Source organism: Sporolactobacillus spathodeae, assembly GCF_016908935.1.
GTDB lineage: Bacteria > Bacillota > Bacilli > Bacillales > Sporolactobacillaceae > Sporolactobacillus > Sporolactobacillus spathodeae.
In genome coordinates this window covers 36,743-56,864 of sequence record NZ_JAFBEV010000007.1, presented here as the reverse complement: position 1 = coordinate 56,864, position 20,122 = coordinate 36,743, and the positions used below count along the sequence as shown (strand labels likewise).

Annotated in this window: 18 protein-coding genes and 1 riboswitch; of the genes, 14 read left to right on the top strand and 4 right to left on the bottom strand. The window is 46.1% G+C overall.

From position 1 onward, the window contains the following. Positions 1-4 precede the first annotated feature (4 nt). Positions 5-1,360 (top strand): PFL family protein, encoded by a 1,356-nt coding sequence (locus JOC27_RS05295; RefSeq protein WP_205005971.1) that lies wholly within the window; start codon positions 5-7, stop codon positions 1,358-1,360. A 97-nt stretch (positions 1,361-1,457) separates the two neighbouring features. On the opposite strand, the gene JOC27_RS05290 is transcribed toward JOC27_RS05295, so the two are convergent. Further along, the gene (locus JOC27_RS05290) at positions 1,458-1,637 is read right to left on the bottom strand and encodes a hypothetical protein (RefSeq protein ID WP_205005970.1); all 180 of its coding nucleotides are present in this window, start codon (positions 1,635-1,637) and stop codon (positions 1,458-1,460) included. Between the two features lie 243 nt (positions 1,638-1,880). Between JOC27_RS05290 and JOC27_RS05285 the strand changes: the two genes are divergently transcribed. The 7 genes from JOC27_RS05285 (at position 1,881) to psiE (ending at position 8,967) form a co-directional block, all read left to right on the top strand. Next, positions 1,881-2,705, top strand: a complete 825-nt coding sequence (locus JOC27_RS05285; protein ID WP_205005969.1) for a polyphosphate kinase 2 family protein — start codon at positions 1,881-1,883, stop codon at positions 2,703-2,705. A gap of 162 nt (positions 2,706-2,867) precedes the next feature. Continuing rightward, positions 2,868-4,403 carry a Ppx/GppA family phosphatase gene (locus tag JOC27_RS05280; RefSeq protein WP_205005968.1) on the top strand — a complete coding sequence of 512 codons (1,536 nt, stop codon included), beginning with the start codon at positions 2,868-2,870 and terminating at the stop codon, positions 4,401-4,403. Positions 4,404-4,505: 102 nt separating this feature from the next. Then, positions 4,506-5,510, top strand: coding sequence for a UDP-glucose 4-epimerase GalE (galE, locus tag JOC27_RS05275; protein ID WP_205005967.1), 1,005 nt, complete (start codon positions 4,506-4,508; stop codon positions 5,508-5,510). A 65-nt stretch (positions 5,511-5,575) separates the two neighbouring features. Further along, a riboswitch (SAM riboswitch) is annotated at positions 5,576-5,689 on the top strand. 252 nt (positions 5,690-5,941) lie between these two features. Further along, positions 5,942-6,760, top strand: a complete 819-nt coding sequence (locus JOC27_RS05270; RefSeq protein WP_205005966.1) for a MetQ/NlpA family ABC transporter substrate-binding protein — start codon at positions 5,942-5,944, stop codon at positions 6,758-6,760. A 12-nt stretch (positions 6,761-6,772) separates the two neighbouring features. After that, the gene (locus JOC27_RS05265; RefSeq protein ID WP_205005965.1) at positions 6,773-7,786 is read left to right on the top strand and encodes a methionine ABC transporter ATP-binding protein; all 1,014 of its coding nucleotides are present in this window, start codon (positions 6,773-6,775) and stop codon (positions 7,784-7,786) included. Position 7,787: 1 nt separating this feature from the next. After that, entirely contained in the window at positions 7,788-8,450 is a 663-nt protein-coding gene (locus JOC27_RS05260) for a methionine ABC transporter permease (RefSeq protein ID WP_205005964.1), read from the top strand. 91 nt (positions 8,451-8,541) lie between these two features. Then, positions 8,542-8,967, top strand: coding sequence for a phosphate-starvation-inducible protein PsiE (gene psiE, locus JOC27_RS05255; RefSeq protein ID WP_205005963.1), 426 nt, complete (start codon positions 8,542-8,544; stop codon positions 8,965-8,967). A gap of 328 nt (positions 8,968-9,295) precedes the next feature. Here the strand turns inward: psiE and JOC27_RS05250 are convergent, their stop codons facing one another. After that, on the bottom strand, positions 9,296-10,420 hold the full coding sequence (locus JOC27_RS05250) for a glycerol dehydrogenase (RefSeq protein WP_205005962.1): 1,125 nt from the start codon (positions 10,418-10,420) through the stop codon (positions 9,296-9,298). Between the two features lie 382 nt (positions 10,421-10,802). Here JOC27_RS05250 and JOC27_RS05245 point away from each other — a divergent pair, with 382 nt between their 5' ends. From JOC27_RS05245 to JOC27_RS05230, 4 genes are all read left to right on the top strand, one after another. Beyond that, entirely contained in the window at positions 10,803-11,732 is a 930-nt protein-coding gene (locus JOC27_RS05245; RefSeq protein WP_205005961.1) for a manganese-dependent inorganic pyrophosphatase, read from the top strand. A 427-nt stretch (positions 11,733-12,159) separates the two neighbouring features. Then, positions 12,160-12,903, top strand: a complete 744-nt coding sequence (gene nfsA / locus JOC27_RS05240; RefSeq protein ID WP_205005960.1) for an oxygen-insensitive NADPH nitroreductase — start codon at positions 12,160-12,162, stop codon at positions 12,901-12,903. Positions 12,904-12,906: 3 nt separating this feature from the next. Further along, a complete protein-coding gene (locus JOC27_RS05235) occupies positions 12,907-13,752 on the top strand; it encodes a hypothetical protein (RefSeq protein WP_205005959.1) in 846 nt (281 codons plus the stop codon). 122 nt (positions 13,753-13,874) lie between these two features. Then, a complete protein-coding gene (locus JOC27_RS05230) occupies positions 13,875-14,915 on the top strand; it encodes a lactonase family protein (protein WP_205005958.1) in 1,041 nt (346 codons plus the stop codon). A gap of 79 nt (positions 14,916-14,994) precedes the next feature. Here the strand turns inward: JOC27_RS05230 and JOC27_RS05225 are convergent, their stop codons facing one another. Then, the gene (locus JOC27_RS05225) at positions 14,995-15,249 is read right to left on the bottom strand and encodes a DUF1450 domain-containing protein (protein WP_239529873.1); all 255 of its coding nucleotides are present in this window, start codon (positions 15,247-15,249) and stop codon (positions 14,995-14,997) included. Between the two features lie 301 nt (positions 15,250-15,550). Beyond that, positions 15,551-16,888, bottom strand: a complete 1,338-nt coding sequence (locus JOC27_RS05220; RefSeq protein WP_205005957.1) for a 5'-deoxyadenosine deaminase — start codon at positions 16,886-16,888, stop codon at positions 15,551-15,553. A gap of 473 nt (positions 16,889-17,361) precedes the next feature. On the opposite strand from JOC27_RS05220, the gene JOC27_RS05215 reads away from it, so the two are divergent. Then, positions 17,362-18,384 carry a dimethylarginine dimethylaminohydrolase family protein gene (locus JOC27_RS05215; protein WP_239529833.1) on the top strand — a complete coding sequence of 341 codons (1,023 nt, stop codon included), beginning with the start codon at positions 17,362-17,364 and terminating at the stop codon, positions 18,382-18,384. 23 nt (positions 18,385-18,407) lie between these two features. Next, positions 18,408-20,087, top strand: a complete 1,680-nt coding sequence (locus JOC27_RS05210) for a M20/M25/M40 family metallo-hydrolase (protein WP_205005956.1) — start codon at positions 18,408-18,410, stop codon at positions 20,085-20,087. The last annotated feature ends 35 nt before the right edge of the window (positions 20,088-20,122 follow it).

Below are 20,122 nucleotides of genomic sequence, written 5' to 3'. Positions count from 1 at the left end.
AAGCATGGAAACAACACAGATAATGGAAACGATTCGGATGATTGAGGAAGAAAAACTGGATATCCGAACCATTACAATGGGTATTTCGCTTTTGGACTGCATCGATAGCGATGGTGCGCGGGCACGGCAGAAAATTTATGATAAAATCACCCGATTGGCGGCCCATCTTGTTGAAACAGGCGAAGCGATAGAAAACGAGTATGGGATTCCGATCATTCATAAGCGCCTTTCGGTAACACCGATGTCTCTTATTGCTGGCGCATCAGCCGACACGAATTTTACGGCTTTTGCTAAAACACTGGATGCGGCTGCCAAGGAAACCGGCGTCAATTTCATCGGCGGTTTCAGCGCATTGGTGCAAAAAGGGTACACGTCTGGCGATGCACGTTTGATTCAATCCATTCCTGAAGCGCTGGCAACAACGGAACTTGTCTGTTCCTCTGTCAATATCGGCTCGACGCGTACAGGAATCAATATGGATGCGGTGCGTGAGATGGGTGTTATTGTCAAAAAAACAGCCGAATTGACTGCTGAAAATCAGGGGTTAGGCTGTGCCAAACTGGTTATTTTTGCCAATGCTGTGGAGGATAATCCATTTATGGCGGGTGCTTTCCACGGGGTAGGCGAGGCAGATAGCGTCATTCATGTCGGGGTCAGCGGTCCAGGTGTCGTCAAGCGAGCACTTGAGAAAGTAAAAGGACAGCCTTTCGATGTTGTCGCCGATACCATAAAAAAAATTGCCTTCAAAATTACGCGAATGGGCCAGCTTGTCGGTCATGAAGCATCAAACCGTCTCGGTGTGCCGTTCGGAATCGTTGATCTTTCGCTCGCGCCGACACCGGCTGTTGGCGATTCGGTTGCTCGTATTCTTGAAGAAATGGGACTCGAAGCGGCGGGTGCGCACGGCACAACAGCAGCACTTGCCTTGTTGAACGATGCCGTCAAGAAGGGCGGCGTCATGGCTTGCAGCCATGTCGGCGGTCTGAGCGGCGCGTTCATCCCGGTTTCAGAAGATGCGGGAATGATTGAGGCAGTTGAAAAGGGCGCCCTTAATCTTCAAAAATTAGAAGCGATGACCGCGGTTTGCTCGGTTGGTCTTGATATGATCGCAATTCCTGGCGATACACCAGCGGAAACCATTTCTGCTATCATCGCCGATGAAGCGGCTATCGGTGTCATTAATAATAAAACGACGGCGGTTCGCGTCATTCCAGCTCCGGGCACGAAGGTAGGCGACGCCGTTGAATTCGGCGGTCTGCTCGGACATGCGCCGGTTATGGCTGTCAGCCAAGAATCCTCGGCGGCTTTCATTGCCCGCGGTGGTAGAATTCCATCGCCGATTCATTCATTCAAAAACTAAGCTTAGTGGAAAAAATTGGATTGTAGCCAGGTCCTTCTGACATATCAAAAAGGATCCGTAGCCTGAATCAAAGGCACGGATCCTTTTTGTCTAACCCTTATTTTTTGTTGTACTTGCTGCTGCTGTTCTTGGTGTCGTAATTGTTTTCATCGCCAGTTCGCTGTGCGCGTTCGCGCTCTTCAACGGAATGTTCGTCAAGTGGTTCAGAGAATTCCAGGTTAAACGACTGTTCTTGGTTTAACTTTTCATCAAATGCATTCTTCTTGTTTTCAGGCATTGATTGTCACGGCTTTCTTTTGAAATTTTGGCGGATAATTGTTCGCCGTTTTATAGTTTGGCCCTTGTTTCCAGAAATATGTGCCTGAAAGAATTTCCCACAGAGTATGCCTCGGAATGCCGCGACAACTGTAATGATCTATACTAAATTCAAGAACGAAAAGCCGGGGATATTATAGTCACCAGCTATTTGTTTCATATTCAAACAACAGTGCGGACGTATCGAACAAAAGGGGGCACTCAAATGGGCGAACATCGTTTGGATCAAGTGGATTTGAGCAGTAAAATTAAAAACAGAAAGAAATACGAGAAGAAACTGAAGAAGTATCAGATCCGGCTGCTGGCCTTGCAGCATTTGCTAAAAGAGAAAAATATTGCAGTCATTTTTGTGTTTGAAGGCTGGGATGCTGCGGGCAAAGGCGGCGCGATCAAGCGTGCAGTCGCCAATCTTGATCCACGCGGTTATAATGTTATCCCCATTGCTGCACCTGTTCCTCATGAAAAACGTTATCAATATTTGCAGCGGTTTTGGCGCAAGCTTCCTCAGTACGGACAAATTGTCATTTTTGATCGCTCATGGTATGGACGTGTACTTGTGGAGCGTGTAGAAGGCTTCGCCAAAGAAGAAGAGTGGAAAAGGGCGTACCACGAAGTGAAACAATTTGAGAAGCTGCTGACAGATGACCGCTATATTATTGAAAAGTTCTGGTTGCACATCAGCAAAGACGAGCAGTACAAACGTTTTCGCGAGCGTGAAGAGGATCCGCTGAAGCGCTGGAAGATTACAGATGAAGATTGGCGCAACCGATCAAAATGGGCGGCATACGCAGAAGCCGCCGAAGACATGTTTGCGAAAACCGACCAGGCATGCGCACCATGGCATATTATACCAGCGAATAATAAATGGTATGCGCGTGTCGCTGTTGTTAAGCAGATGGTTAAGTCAATCGAGAACTATCTGACACAAGCAGGTTATCCACTGCCGATTTATACCGACGCAAAGAAAAAAGGGTTTCGGGTAGATACAAGAAATAAGATTGAGGGAGAAGAAGCAACGAACAAGGACTAAACGGTTCAAGCTTTTTCACCTGAAAAAACACACGATCTTGCTGGAAAAGGTTATACTTGAATAGTATTTGATTCAGGGCCTTTTGACCGAGTACACCATCAATTTTCTGACGCCGGACGAGACGGTCGTTTATCGGACGGCGGATGACGGAGGTGATTAGGATTGGAGATCGCACAGAAACACGCCATGATTGATATCGGATCGAACTCGATTCGTTTAGTTGTTATCGGCATTGATAAAAGCTATTTCTGCGAGGAACTGCTTAATTTCAAAGTAGTTGCCAGACTAAGCAATTATATTGATGAGCGGCAGAATCTGAATGACGAGGGACAGATCATCTTGCTTCAGGTACTGCGACGCTTCTTGGCGATTATTCGTCGCGAGCCGAAAATAACAGTTGTTGACGCTGTGGCGACAGCTGCGATGCGTAAAGCTGCGAATCGTGAAGATGTTTTCGACTATATTTTTCAGCATACCGGCCTGAAGATCCGGTTGCTCTCCGGCCTTCAAGAGGCGACATATGGATTTTCGGCGATCGTTAACTCAACGGAGATTGAAAATGGTATCTCGATTGATATTGGCGGCGGAAGCACGGAGGTCACGCTCTTTCATGACCGGAAATTGGTACATGCCCACTCCTTCCCGTTTGGAGCAGTTACCCTTTACAAAAACTATTTTAGCAGCAATGATCCACAGGCGATCAGTCGACTGGAAGCCTATTTAAGAACTGTTTTTTCCACCTTCGACTGGTTGGTTAATCAGCCGTTACCGGTTATCGGCATTGGCGGCACAGCGCGGAACCTATGTAAAATTGACCAAGCGGAACAACATTATCCGATGGTTGGTCTTCATCAGTACACAATGCCGCGCGCGCGGCTTAACTTGTTGACTCATCGGCTCGCGGCGATGTCACAAAGTGAGCGTGAGGTAATGGATGGCTTATCAAAAGATCGGTCGGATATTATTTTGCCGGCTGCGATTGTCATCAATACGCTTGTGAAATTGAATAATGGTCAAAAATTTATGTTGAGCGGCCAAGGGCTGAGGGAAGGCGTTTTTTATGAATGGATGCTCAAGGAACGCGGTGAGAAACTGATCCCGCATGTCCTTCAAGAAAGTATTCGCCATCTCAGGCGGAACTTCAATTTGGACAGTACGCACACCAGTTATGTCAAGGCGCTTGCCTTTCAAATTTTTGATGGTATCAGTCCGTTGATTACTGACAGTTATTCGGAAGCGGAGACAGCCTGGTTGCTTTCTCACAGCGCGGATTTGGCCTATATCGGTGAATATGTTAACAATGAATCGAGTAGTGCACATACCTTCTATCTGCTGACCAATATTAATATCAACGGCATTAGTCACCACAATCGACTGGCGCTTGCCTTGATCGCATCTTTTAAAAATAAAATTAAATTGCTTGATTTTGCGGCACCGTTTGAACTATTTCTCAGCAAAAACGAGTTGAAAATGTATGAGCTGCTCGGTGCGGTGCTACGCCTTGCGCATGACTTTGATCGGACGCGTCAGCATGTGGTTAGCCAATTAAAAGTCAAGATTACCAAAAAGAAGGGTATTCAGATTCAGGCAATTTATCATGATGATGCTTATTTTGAAGAACAAGCAGCGCAGAAACATAAGAAGCATTTGGAACGTGTCCTGCAAGCACCTGTTTCGATCCAATTCGTCGAAGAATAGAAGCGCGGCTGCTTCTTGTCAAACACAAGAGATTGTAGGACAATAGGTACAGATTTTAGGTACAGATTTGACTCGTTAAATTAATGAGAGGGGCTTTAGACGATGGCTGTATTAGTGCTTGGCGGAGCAGGTTACATTGGCTCGCACGCCGTTTATCAATTAATTGATGCGGGAGAAGAAGTAATCGTTGTCGATAATCTTCAGACCGGCCACAAAGAAGCGCTCCATCCGCAAGCGAAATTCTATCAAGGTGATATCCGTGATAAGACTTTTCTTGACTCTGTTTTCAAGAAAGAAAAAATTCACGGGGTGATTCATTTTGCTGCGAATTCGCTCGTTGGTGAATCGGTTGAAAAGCCGTTGAAGTATTTTAACAACAATGTATACGGGATGCAGATTCTGCTTGAGGTGATGCAGGAAAACGGTGTGCGCCATATTGTCTTTTCGTCGACGGCGGCAACTTACGGCGAACCGGAACAAGTCCCGATTACAGAGAATATGCCGACACAGCCAACGAATCCATATGGCGAAACAAAGCTAGCTATGGAGAAAATGATGAAATGGTGCGACCGTGCATATGGCATGAAGTTTGTTGCATTGCGCTATTTCAATGTGGCCGGTGCGAGCAAGACGGGTAAAATTGGCGAAGATCACCATCCGGAAACACATTTGATTCCGATTGTTCTCCAGGTTGCCGCAGGTGAACGTGATCATTTGCAAATTTATGGCGATGATTATCCGACAAAGGATGGGACATGTATCCGCGATTATGTACATATCGAAGACTTGATTGCGGCGCATCGTCTCGCACTGAATTATTTGCTCAAGGGCGGAGAGAGTAATGTGTTCAACCTTGGATCAAGTGAAGGGTTCTCCGTCAAAGAAATTATCGACGCTGCACGTAAAGTGACTGGCAAATCGATTCCGGCAGAGCTTGCGCCGCGGCGCGCGGGTGATCCGAGCACGTTGATTGCTTCTCCAGAAAAGGCAAAGCGCGTTCTTGGATGGAAACCGGTGCATACGAATATACCGGAGATACTTGCTGATGCCTGGTCTTGGCATAGCAGCCATCCGAAAGGCTATGAAACAGAGGCATCGTCGAAATAAAATAAAAAGTTTTTGACAGGATTGTAGATTCATAGTACAATCAATTTACTAACCAATCGAATACATTCTTATCCAGAGTGGCGGAGGGACTGGCCCGATGAAACCCGGCAACCAAATCGAATTTTGATTCTGGTGCTAATTCCTGCAAAGTCTGAAACAATGGCTTTGAAAGATAAGAGAGAAAATGACCATACAGGCTTCTCTCTCTGCAGAGAAGCCTTTTTTGTATCGTATGGCAAGCATTTGTTCAGACACCATTCACATCAAATTGCTTTTTTCGGCGTTGAATTACTGACCGTCGGAAGGGAAAACGAATCATGGACAGAGCGTTGCCATGGAGATGTTTGGATTCGATAGGGGACAATAAATTCATAGTATTCTGATGCATCAGCTGTAAATTAAATTTTCTAAGAGAAAATGGGGGATTAAGGATGAAAAAAACGATTAAAGTTTTGTCGACATTACTCGCACTTTCATTGATCTTTGTACTTGCTGCTTGTGGAAGTGGATCATCAAACCAATTGAGCGATAAGGAAGTTACGGTAGGTGTCACTGGAGGACCGCATCAAGAAGTAATGGAGCAGGTCGTGAAACTGGCGAAAAAGGATGGTTTGACGATTCATCTAAAGGTATTCAATGACTATAACCAGCCAAATACAGCATTGAGTGATAAGAATCTCGATGCCAACAGCTACCAGACGCTACCTTTCTTTAAAGATCAGGTGAAGAATAAGGGTTATAAATTTACGGCTGCTTTTAAAACAGTAGCCTTTCCAATGGGGATTTACTCTAAGAGCATCAAAAGCCTGAAAGATTTGAAAAATGGTGATAAGATTGCAGTACCGAATGATCCGGCTAATGAACTGCGGGCTCTTCAATTATTTGAAAAGGCTGGCGTGATTAAGCTGAAAACGGGTTCCGGTGTTACGGCAACGAAGCGCGACGTCACGAGCAATCCAAAACATCTTCAGATTATCGAACTTGATGCGGCACAGCTTCCTGCACAATTGAGCCAGGTATCTGCTTCAGCAATTAACACCAATTTTGCAATGGGCGCTGGCCTGACTGTTCTGAAAGATTCCATCTTCCATGAACCGCTCGTAAATAATCCGTATCCAAACTATTTCGTTGTTCGTACCGAAAATAAGAATGACAAAGTGGTTAAACAGATTGAAAAATATTATCATTCGAAAACTGTAACAGATTTCATTAAACACAAGTTCGGTGGCTCTGTGGTTCCTGCATGGTAAGGAGGATTTATCTTGATTGAATTGAATCATGTGTCAAAGACTTTCCAAGTCGGTAAAAAGAAAATTGAAGCGCTGAAAGATGTGTCGTTAACAATCCGCAAAGGAGAGATTTTCGGTGTGATTGGTTTCAGCGGTGCAGGGAAAAGTACGCTGATTCGCTGCATCAATCTGCTGGAACGTCCGACAAGCGGTCATGTCATTGTCGACGACAAAGATATTCTGAAACTGAGCAAAAGGGATCTTTTGAAACTCAGACGGAAAATCGGGATGATTTTTCAGGGATACAATTTGCTGGAAACTGCTTCGGTCTATGAGAATATCGCCATTCCGCTTAAGTTGGAAGGTGTCGCAAAGGATGAGATCGAACGGCGGACCGAAAAGTATCTTGACATTGTCGGACTCACTGATCGTCGCGATGCCTACCCAAGCCAGCTTTCAGGTGGACAGAAACAACGGGTGGCAATCGCGCGTGCACTGGCTCATGAACCAGAAGTGTTGCTCAGCGATGAGGCGACGAGTGCGCTTGATCCAAACACGACGGAATCGATTCTCGAGTTGCTTCTAAAAATCAATGCTGAACTTGGCATAACGATTTTTCTGATTACTCATGAATTGAATGTGATACAGCGCGTTTGCGATCGAGTAGCCGTCATGGAAAAAGGCCAAATTGTAGAACAAGGATCTGTTGTTGATATTTTTGCCCGTCCAAAAGAAGCAATGACGCAACAATTTATTCGCAACGAATCACGCTTAAGCATACCTGAGAGCATTCGTCGGGATTTGTTGAAAAGCGGACGTCTGGTGAATCTGACATTTCTTGGCGAATCGGCTAAGGATCCTTTTCTGGCGACGGTTGCTAAAAAATTCGACGTTCTTCCGAGTATCATCGCTGGCGGCATTGATCAGTTGAAAGATCAGTCAATCGGTAATTTGCTTGTTCATTTGAAAGGTGACCGTTCGGAAACGGAAGCGGCGATTCAATATTTGAAGCAACAGGAGATTCTTGTTGAGGAGGCGGATTATTGAGATGAGCAATTTTATCAGCCAATGGGGCAGTGCTATAGGGCAGGGCTTCATTGAAACCGTTGAGATGACGGTCATCTCGCTCGCTTTTTCACTTGTAATTGGAATCTTGCTAGCGATATTGCTCGTCTTGACACGAAAGGGCGGACAGGGTCAAAATGTTTGGATCTATGCATTCTTCAATGCTTTGATTAACATTATCCGTTCGATTCCATTCATTATCCTGCTTTTCTTTATTCTTCCATTTACACATGCGCTGGTCGGCACGACAATTGGTGTCAAGGGTGTCATTGTCCCTCTCGTTGTTGCCTGCGCGCCCTATGTCGCGCGTTTGCTTGAATCGGCAATGCTTGAAGTGGATCACGGTATTATTGAAGCTTATCAGGCAATGGGTATTTCAACACCAAAAATTATTTGGTATGTGGTTGTTCGTGAAGCGCGCTCGTCGATTATTCTTGGTCTGACGATTGCAACGATCAGCTTGATTGGCGAAACGGCGATGGCTGGATTTGTTGGCGCCGGTGGTCTCGGCGACCTTGCTTATCAGTTTGGTTATGTCCGCTTCCAACCAGATGTCATGTATGCCGTGATTATTATTCTAATTGTTATTGTTCAGATCATTCAATCGCTTGGCACAGGCATTGCGCGTAAGTTGAAGAAAAATTGATTGAGAAATGATAGATAAAGAAGCGCCGTTCAACTTAGGAACGGTGCTTTTTTTCTGATGGTGCCATAAAATAGAAGAAAGGAGGCAGGACATGGGAAAAGAAAAAGAAGAGAAGATACAGAGAGTGGGCGCGGCACTGATATCTGACGTGTTGCGCTGGGTACTGAACACTGTGCTCCTCGTTCTTGCGGCTGTTCTCTGCATCGCTTTAATTAAAGAAACATTCGAGATTTTTTCTTATCTTTTTTTGCATGGAAATGCAGTTTATTTTCATCTGCTCGAGGGAATTCTTGTTTTCTTTCTCTATTTCGAGTTCATCGCTTTGATTATCAAGTATTTTCAAGCACACTATCATTTTCCGTTACGCTATTTTATCTACATCGGGGTTACGGCGATTGTCCGGCTGATTATTGTCAGTCATGAAAATCCGAAATCAGTACTTTTTTATTCGATCGCGATACTGGTTCTTGTCGCAGCACTATATATCGCCAACACAAAATTGCTGCATCGGGAATGATCCTTTTGCTATTGCAACGCTTCGGGGCCTCGCTTGTCGCGGAGAGGTCGGGAGCTTCTCCGGACAAGCTGAAAGTTGCGGAGCCTCCCTTGTCCTCTCCTTCACGTAGGCATTTCGCTCTCTTCGCTTTCGCTGTTTAATTTTTATCAGGTTTTATATAATATTTGCATCACTTTTAGGCAGACAAAGCCGACTGCCATATTTGCTGATGCAACGCATTGGTGCCCCGCTTTTGTAGCGTATGAATAACAGCGGTACTCGTTATAAAAGAATTTTATAAAAAAAACTGCCGATCCGTTTAATGGACCGGCAGTTTTTTTGGAATTCTTCAATCGTGATAGGATTGAGCAATAGCGTCGGCTGTAACGATGGCGTTAAAGACATCGTCCGGTGTGACTTCGAATGGCATATTGCCCATTGTGTCATTTTCCGCACAGGAGAGTTCAGCGACATTGCGCCATTCGTCTTCGATGAATTCTTCAACGCCCAGATCCTTTAGGGTCAACGGCAGACCGACTGCCTTGATGATATGGATTACTTCTTCAATTTCTTTTTGATCTGCTTTTTCGAGAACGAGCTGTGCGAGCAGACCGAAAGTAACTTTATCGCCGTGCTGCACGCGGTGCAGGGAAGGAACTGCTGTCATGCCATTATGGATGGCATGAGCTGCCGCCAAGCCGCCGGATTCTGCGCCAACGCCGCTTAAATAGATCGTCGCTTCGATTGTCGCTTCAACCGCAGGTGTCGAGAGTTTCTTCTCAACTGCGCGCATGGCGAGTACAGCGTTATCGCGGATCGTGTCGTAGCACAGTTTTGCTAATCCGACACCAACAAGTGCCGGTTTCATATTGGCCAAGTTCAATCCATTTTTCTTGTAGCAGGCGCGTGCTTCAAAATAGGTGGTTAGACCATCGCCGATGCCGGCGGCAAAGAAACGTGCAGGCGCAGCTGCGATAATATCGGTATCGGCAATAACCATATCTGGGTTACTTGGCAGAAAGAGGTAGTGATCAAACTGTCCATCCTTAGTATAAATAACAGCCAAGGCTGTGCAAGGTGCGTCAGTTGATGCGATCGTCGGGTAAATGACGACAGGCAGGTGCTCATAATAAGCGGTCGATTTGGCGGTATCAAGCGTTTTACCACCGCCGATACCAACAATGACATTTGCTCCCGCTTCGCGTGCAAGCTTGCGGTTCCGATCGATTTCTTCCTGACTACATTCATAATTGAATTTCTCGAAGGTTGCTGTGTTTCCGCTTTGCTGAAATGAAGCACCTGCTTCTTTAATCGTGCGATCTACGATAAATTCATCACAAATGAAATAAGCATTATTTCCGAGCGGGGCAATATAATCGCTGATATTTGCCAGAATATCTTTTCCGACAATGAATTTTTTTGGCGAAGTAATGGATTTTGCAATTTTTTTCGTCTGGGTTAATACTTCAGTCATTTGGAACACTCCTCATCAAATGTAAGTAAGAAATTTATGATGTCATACAAGATAGCTTGGCCAGGTTCAGCCGTTGCCGGCACTTCGGTTTCCCCTAACCCTTTCGACAATTTTATTATAAGAACTTGTTTGTGAAAACGCTAGCAAAAGCGCTTACATTTTTTAATATTTTGTGACAAGTGATTAGAAATGGGGAAAAACAGGGAGTTTAATTGATTTTAGGCATTGACAAAAACAGACTTAATATGATAATAATTTCACAAATTCGTGTGGTTTCTTATAAGGCTATTGAAATTATTAATGACTTCATGTATGGTTTTGTTAAAAGACTATAAACGGGATTCTGTGAATAGCCAAATACCATAGATTAAGGGGTAGTCAAATGGGAAAAGTGCTTGTCTTCGGGCATAAAAGTCCTGATACAGATGCGATTTGTTCCGCAATCGCATTTGCGGAATTGAAGAACAAATTGGGTGAAGAAGTCGAACCGGTCCGTCTCGGTGAAATTGGCGGAGAAACCGAGTATGTACTTAATTATTTTCATGTGGATGCGCCTCGCCTCGTAAAGAGCGTTGCCGATGAAGTGCCGGCGGTTTATCTCGTCGATCACAACGAGCGCGGACAAAGTGTGGATGATATTGAGAAAGTCGAGATACGCTCGGTTGTCGATCATCACCGGATTGCAAACTTTGAGACCAAATCACCGCTCTATTATCGTGCAGAACCAGTTGGTTGCACCTGTACGATTGTTAATAAATTATTCAAAGAAAATGGCGTCGCTTTATCGAAAACGACAGCAGGTCTGATGCTGTCTGCGATAATTTCCGACACACTGCTTTTTAAATCGCCGACCTGCACGCAGGAAGACGTGGCAGCTGCGAAAGAACTGGAGGCCATTGCTGGCGTTGACGCGGCGACTTATGGCCTCGACATGCTGAAGGCAGGAACCAATATTGCCGACAAAGCTGCTGAAGAATTGATTCAGCTCGACATGAAACCATTCACGATGGGCAGCCATGCAGTTGAAATTGCTCAGGTAAATGTGGTTGACGTTCAGGATGCGCTATCGCGACAGGATGAACTGGAAGCAGCAATTTCCAAAGAAATCGAAGCGAAGCATCTAGACGTCTTTCTGCTTGCTGTCACGAATATTTTGACAAGCGATTCTGAAGCGCTGATTCTTGGCAAAGCATCCGAAAAGACAGCTGAGGCATTCGGTGTCAAGTTGATCAATCATACGGCAACACTGAAAGGTGTCGTCTCCCGCAAGAAGCAGATCGTTCCGGTTCTGAATGAAAAATTAGCAGATTGATTCGTTTAAACAAATAATCACGCGGCGGAAATGAATGTTTCGCCGCTTTTTTTTGTACGCGTTAAGAAAGTATAAAATTTTCAGGGGAATTAAGTATAAGAAAAAACTAAGACTCAGCCGTCGTCTAAGAACTTGGCTTCGTCAAGTTTTTCTAAAGAGATAAGAAGAATGTATAAGATTTTGCACAAAAAATGCAGCGAAGGCGCGAGACGCCTGCGGGAAAAGCGAGCCAAGTGAGACCCCGCAGATTCCAGTTTGTCTGAGGAGGCTCACGGATCGCCCGCGGCAAGCGAGCAGCCGGAACGTAATTTTTACAAAAAAAGACTTGGCGTAGCCCAGTTTATCTCATACACAGGAGCGGCTGCCTGCTGCGTGCAGTTCCTGTTCTGAACTTCTATAATGGAGGAAAGACGCGAGGAGGTAAAAGATGAATTATCCAGTTATCGAGACTTTGCTCAACCATCGTTCCATTCGCGAATTTACGGATCAGGCACTAACAGAAGCGCAGGTTCGCTTGCTTGTTCAATGCGCTCAGGCAGCATCTACATCAAGTTTTACACAATCATATTCCATTATTGGTATCGATGATCCAGAGATAAAAAAACAATTGCGCCCAATTGCTTATAATGCGCCTTATGTGGAACATAACGGCTATTTCTTTGTTTTTGTCGCAGATCAGTACCGAAATAGATGTATCGGTAAAAAAATGGGGGTGGCTACTGATACGCTGGATACGACGCAGCGATTGCTTGTTGCACTTGGCGACGCCGCATTTGCCGCGCAGAATATGGCCGTTGCGGCCGAATCAATGGGACTTGGTATTTGCTATATTGGCAGCATCCAAAACGCTATTGATCGGACGGCAGAAATTCTCAATCTGCCAGAGCATACGTTCCCAATTTTCGGCATGGCCGTCGGCTATCCAGCACAGAATCCTGAGAAGAAACCGCGCCTGCCATTTGACGTAATTTTTCACAAAAATCACTATCAGCATCAGATCCCAGCGGAAAAGCTTTCCGCCTATGATCAGGAAGTTGCCCATTATTATCAGACACGCCAGGGAAATAACCGGGACGAAACGTGGACTGAAGAAATTGCTAGAGGTCTGAAGGCACCAGCGCGCATGCAGTTGAAACCCTTTCTTGATCACCAGCAGCTCGGCAAACGGTAAGCTATGTTTCATTCATGGTATATCGCCCTCGCGCTGAATATCATTTGGCTGAGCTTTCTGCAATTTTTCTCACTTCTTGGCGGTCTTCTGATTGCAGGCCTGCTTCTCGGCTCTATGGAGCAACAAACCAACGCACGGACGATCCAGGTGTTCGGAATGAAAGGAATTTATGCGACAGCTTGGATTGGCACACCGATTCATGAACTCGGCCACGCATTGCTGTGTCTGCTGTTCAGACACCAGATTACAGCCATTAAATGGTTTCAGCGGCCGGATGACCATGGAACAATCGGCTATGTCATGCATCGCTATCATCCGGAAAGTTTCTATCAAAAAACGGGAAATCTGTTTATCGGTGTCGCACCTTTGTTCAGTGGCAGCTTGGCAATTATGGCAGCTGCCTATTTACTACTTCCACCTAATAGCAGGGACTTTTTTGGTTCGTTAATTGCGTTTCGGCAGACGTTATCGCTTCTGAATCCTGCTTCATGGTTGTTCTGGCTGCAGACTTTCATTGCCATGATGGGTGCGCTTTTTTCGCCCGTGAATTTTTACGATCTGAATTATTGGCTGTTTTTGTGGCTTTCAGTATCCATTGCTTCGCATATGTCGCTGAGCCAAGAGGATATTAAAGGCGCATCGAGCGGCGCTGGCCTGTTTTTTCTTCTGTGCCTTCTAGCGAGTTTTCTCAGCTATTCGCTCGATCCATCGCTCGGGAGACAGCTCATTACAGGTATCGGACGTGTCAATTTTGAACTTATGTTGTTGCTTTCAATTGCTTTGATTTTTTCTTTTGCCAAATGGGTAGTGATGCTGATCATCTGGCAAATCAAGAAGTGTTTTCATTAAGAGTAAAACTATGATTTTTGACCCTGTGCTCCTAGGCACGTGAGCAACCGTAGCACATTTGATACAAATAAGGACCAGGCATATTTAAAGAAAAAATCGAACCAATGGAGGATATCGAAAAAATGGCGCTTTTTACAGGATACATAGGCTGTTACACCAACAACGGCAGTAAGGGCATTTATGCATTCACACTCGACACGGATAGCATGAAATTGGGCGATCTTAAGCTCGCTGCAGCGCTCGGCAGCCCAACCTATCTGACAGTGAGCGGGGAAAAAAGGACGCTCTATGCAGTCGCCAAAAAAGAGAAAGAGGGCGGTGTCGCCTCATTTACTATTGGTGCAGACGGTCAGCTAACAAAAACGGCTGAAAAGATTTCGGACGGCGCCTCCCCATGCTATCTTGCATTGAATCAGACGAACGACAAACTGGTAACTGGCAATTATCATCGTGGAACGGTCACGATGTATCGTCTTGACAATAACGGAACTTTGGCGGCTAAAGTCTGCCAGGTTCGCCATCAAGGACGCGGCGCCGCTCTAGAGCGTCAGGAGGGTCCTCATGTCCATTATGCAGATTATACGCCGGATGGCCGCTATCTGGTGGCCATTGATTTGGGGACCGATCGGCTGATAACGTACACTGAGTTTGAGGGACAGTTGAAACAATTGCAAGAGCTTGTCTTCCCGGATGGAACGGGTCCGCGCCATTTAATTTTTCATCCCACGAAGCCGGTTGCCTATGTGCAATCCGAATTGAGTTCGGAAATTTTTGTCCTCAGCTACGAAGCGCGTGATGGACGTTTTGCAATTTTGCAGACGCTTCGCTCACTTCCGGGCGCTTTTTTAGGGCATAACCAAGGCGGCGCGATAAAAATTTCTCCAGATGGGCGATATGTCTATGTATCCAATCGCGGTCATGATAGTATCGGCATCTATCGAGTAAATTCAGCGGATGGGCGCTTGGCGCTCGTTTCTCATGCCTCCGCGGGTGGCAGCTGGCCGAGAGATTTTGAACTGGATCCGTCCGGGCACCTGCTGGTCGTTGCCAATCAGGAATCCGGCAACCTAGTTCTTTTTCAGCGTGATACGGAGACGGGAAAATTGTCTGCATCGAAGTCGGAACTCTTGCTACCGAGTCCGACATGCGTCAAGTTTTTATAAGAGCCTTGTTGAAGAATCATGGAGAGAGATTCATGATGGGGTCAGGAACTCCTAGGTTATCCAATTCGCGACTCATCTGTTATTCTGACAATTGTTTCAGTTCCTGAATGACTTTTGCCTTGATTTTTGCCGTGCAGGCTTCGGGGGTCTCCGCGAAGACGCGCTGTCCATTGACCATGGCAAATGGACGCATGCTGCACATACCACAGACATTTAAACATTCACAACTCATGATGCCCACTTCGGGATAGGCTGTGAGATCCGCCAAATCCGATTCTTTGAGCCGATTGTACGCGCAAAGTTCGATGAGTATCAGCCCCATGCCTTCTGCCATGTGTTCCACTTCTTTCCACCTATCTTTTAATTTTCCTTGGCTTTGCTAAAGCCAGCTTGTCTGAGGAGACGCGCGGCGCCGCGGCAAGCGAGCAGCCGAAGCGCAATTGTTGAAAAAGAACTTGGCTATGCCAAGTTTTTCTGATCAAAAAAACAATGCGAAATTGAAACATAACCTTTCCTTTTATAAAGCAAGCAACGATAAAATGCAAATCTTACATGCAAAATGTCTCAAAGGCCAATTTAGCAACTTTGAGACATCGTTTTATCTTTATTTGGTTAAACGGTGGACCATATCGTGCTCAGTTCGCCAAGCCGGCACGTTGCACCAGTCGTTTGATCGCTGTTTCCGCTTCGCGGAGGACAAGTTCTTGATCAATCGTTCGCATTTGACGGTTTTCCATAACGAGATGTCCGTCAATGATTGTTGTCTCTACATCGCTGCAAATGGCTGAATAAACAATTCGGGAAATTGGATCGACGCCTGAATAGGGCAGAGCGTGAAAATGATTCAAATTGAGAATCGCTAAATCTGCTTTTTTACCGGGCTCAAGACTACCGATTTCTTTTTCCATACCGACGGCCTTCGCGCCGTCAATCGTTGCCATGCGGAATACGTGATGGGCATCCATTGCCGTCGGTCCGTTTGATGGTTTATGGATAAGCGCGGCGAGACGCATCTCCTGAAACATATCGAGATTATTATTGCATGGGGCGCCGTCTGCGCCAAGCCCAAGGTTGATGCCCATGTTGGCCATCTGCGGAACAGCTGCTCTGCCGGAAGCAAGCTTTAGGTTCGATCCTGGACAATGGCTGACATGGACGCCGCGATCACGAATAATCGCTTTTTCCGCGTCACTCAGCCAAATGCAATGAGCGAGAATCAGCCGTTTGCTCGCCAGCCCGATGTGATCTAGATAAGCGATGTTGCGCATACCTGTCTGCTGCGCAACAATCGCGATTTCGCCTTGGTTCTCTGAAGCGTGCGTGTGAATGAACGTATCGTAATGCTCGGCTAGGTCACGGACTTCGGTGAGCAATTTTTCCGTGCAGGAGATCACGAAACGCGGGGCAAAGGCATAGCGGATCCGGCCACCGTCAAATCCGTTCCATTTTTCGAGCAGATCGACACTTTCTCTGAGCGAATCCTCGGTGCGCTCGCTTAGACCCGCGGGCACATCTTCGCCTTTGTCCATCATAACCTTACCGGACAAAGCGCGGATGCCACTTGCGGCGATAGCTTCGAAGGCTTCATTGGTATGGTGCACCGTTTCCATGTCGACAATCGTTGTAGAACCACCGGCAATCAGTTCGCCGATCCCGAGCATCGCTGAGAGATAGATCGATTCTTTATCGTGAGCGGCTTCAAGTGGCCAAATCCGCTTGCGTAGCCAGTCCATTAACTGCAAGTCATCTGCTCGTCCGCGAAACAATGTCTGGCAGAGGTGAATATGCGTTTGAATAAATCCAGGAATGACAATCCGTCCGCGTCCGTCTAAAACCCGGTCGGCGGCATGCGGTTCAATGGAAGGACCGCAAGAGACGATCCGGTCCCCTTGAATCAACAGATCCCCGGTGATAATTTCTTCTTTTGCATTCATCGTGACAATCTCGGCGTCCTTAATTAATAAGGTTGACAATGAAATCCCTCCCCAGCACTTAGAACGACGAAAAAACGTGTACTTTAAAATAAATAAAAAAAGGACTGTGAAAATATGCACGCATATTTCACAGTCAATTACGGTTATTCAGTAGAGACCCTAAACCGTAAGATTAAGGATATACGAAAACAGAAAGGATGAAGTTTACAAGAAATATCTTAGCCGGAAATTAACGACACGTCAATTCATATGTCAGATGATCTGACCGATAAGTTAATTGTGTCGGAACATCTGTCAATTAATTTTGGAAAAATCAAAATCGCGTTAAAAATTGAAATGAATAGTGAGCCCCTGAAGCGACAAGTAAAGAATAGACTTGCACAGAGACGCCAAGCAAGTTCGGCAGCGTGTTTTCCAAAAAATGCTGAAATTTCGGGATTAAGAAAAAATTAAGGACTCAGCGAATCAAATATATATTATGATAGAGGGGTATAAAGCGGAGGAAAAGCTCCTTGCAAAATCAGACAGAGGTGATTGGTGTGTCCGTCTTACATAAGTTTTTGGATGAAAATTTGGTCAAGGCTTCTTTTGAAGCCCCATCGCTTCTTGAAAAATACTGGGCTAGCGATTGGGGCAATACCAACGCGGTCGGTAAAGTCCGAAAAGTATTTGTTCACCGCCCTGGTGACGAAGTGCTGGCGCTGAATAAAGCAACATATGAGCCGGGTGCCCATGCGCGGATTCTTCGCGACAAGAACGGCTCAATTGTCAGCTATTGCCTAAGCAAGGATCCACTCGATCTTGCCAAAATGCAAGAACAGCATGATGGCATGACAGCGGTGCTGAGAAAAGAAGGTGTGGAAGTGATTCCGATGGTTGATGACGGACAATTCCTCACCAATAATTTGTTTGCCCGTGACGTCGGTATGGTCATTCCTGGCGGCCTGATTCTGGCCCGGTTTGCGTTTCAATTCAGGTATGGCGAAACGCTTCGCACATTGAAAACAGCGGCGAAAATCGGCATGCCAGTGCTTGCTTCGATCCAAGGCAACGGCTTTGTGGAAGGCGGCAGTTTCATGGTTTTCGATCCGAAAACAGCGATTGTCGGTCGCTCCGTTCGTGTGAACGATGCGGGAATTGAACAGCTGCGCGCTATTTTATCGTGGCAGGGCATGGAATTGCTTGTTGTTGATCTACCGTCCAGCATGATCCATCTCGACGAAGTATTTAATATGGTCGACAGGGATAAAGCATTGGTCGATCCGACGAATTTGCCGCACTGGTTCCTGCAATATTTGGAGGACCACGGGGTTCAGCTGATCTACACGGATCCGCTTGATCCGCCAATGACGACTAACCTACTCTGCCTGGAACCAGGCAAAGTTTTATTTACGTCAAAGGGTGAACGGACGATTGAAACATTGCAAAAGGCCGGTGTTGCTGTGCTTGCGATTCCGGTTGACGAATTGAATAAAATGGGTGGCGGTATCCATTGCTCGTCGCTTGTGTTGCAAAGAGACAGACTGACGGATTGATTGGAAAAGAGGAGAAAACGCCGATGTATGATCAGATAAAAGAGCTTCCGCTTGAAGAACAGGTTGAATGGCTGACACGTGACTTGGTTTCTGTGAAGAGCGTCAACGGCACAGAGGGTGAAGTCCAGATTGCGGAACGGCTTGAAACGATTATTCGCTCCTTTCCTTATTTCAAACAGCACCCCGACCAAGTGTGGACAATAGCGCTCAACCACGATGCACTCGGTCGTAAGAATGTTTTTGCCTTACTGAAAAGCGATGTAGCGACAACTAAAACAATCATCTATCACGGCCATATCGATACGGTCGGTATTGATGACTTTGGGCCTCTTGAGCATCAAGCACTTGATCCGGACGCACTTCGTGACTATTTCGCGTCCTATGAAAAAGATCAGGATGTTCGCAATGACGCACAGTCCGGAGACTGGCTGTTTGGCCGCGGTGCGTTAGACATGAAAAGCGGCGATGCCGTCCATTTAGCTAATTTGCTGTATTATTCGCAGCACCGTCAGTTGTTAAACGGCAATCTGCTTGTGATGTTCAATCCAGTCGAAGAAAATGATCATCGTGGTGTGATCGATGCCGTCGACGAGTTGATTCGTTTAAAAAGTGAGCAGCATCTTGAGTTTCAACTTGCGCTGAATACGGATTTTGTCAGCCCACTCTATAAAGGCGATACCAAACGCTATATTTATACCGGAGCAGCTGGAAAACTGTTGGGTTGCTTCTTTATCAGAGGGCGAGAAACGCATGTTGGCGAGACGCTGAACGGCATCGATCCGACGCTGATAGCGAGCCGAATCAACGAAGCACTTAATAATAATATGACCTACGCTGAAAAGATAGCTGATGAAGTGATTCTTCCGGCATCCTGCCTGTATCAGCGTGATCGCAAAGCTTTTTATAATGTGCAGACGGCGGGCGCTGCTCACTTGTATTTTAATTATTTTCTGTATGAGCGCGCGCCGGAGGAAGTGCTCAGCCAACTGAAGCATGTGGCTGAGAAGGCCTGCGCGGAATTGGCAGATTATTTGAAAGCACAGTATCAAGTATTTGCAGCCAATTGCGGACTGCTGGGAAGCGCGCCCGATTGGACGACGCCGGTTCAAACTTTCTCAGAAATGGCTGCTGAGGCAAAACGGGTGGGAATTGATATCGAGACGCTGACAGAAGACGCGATTCGTGGCCATGACAATGAGGATTTCCGTCAGCGCAGTTTTCGGATTATTGAAGCACTCGAAGCGGCGATGGGTGACAAGCGACAAAAGGTCATTGTCTTTTTTGCTCCGCCCTATTGTCCACATAATTTTTTGCGGAAAGATGTGCCGACTGAGAAACGCTGCGACGAGATTCTCGATCAAGTGCTGGCAGAAGCAGCTCCGGAATTTGGGGAACAATTCGCGAAGAAACGCTTTTTCCCTTATCTGGCGGACAGCAGTTATTTGTCGATCAGCGAGACCGCCGATGAAACCGAAGCAATTTTGGCTAACTTCCCTGGATGGGGCAGGATATACGGGATTCCGCTTGATGCGATTCGACAGCTGAACATTCCTTGTCTCGACATCGGTGTCTACGGTAAGCGGGCACATACATGGATGGAGCGTGTCTATAAACCGTATTCATTCACCAAGGTTCCGACTCTGATTCGTCGCTTAACCGAATCCGTTCTGTCAGGTAGCGTTGAACGCGAACAGAGACATTAATTAAACGTTTGTTTAACCGACATGTTCGGTTGATT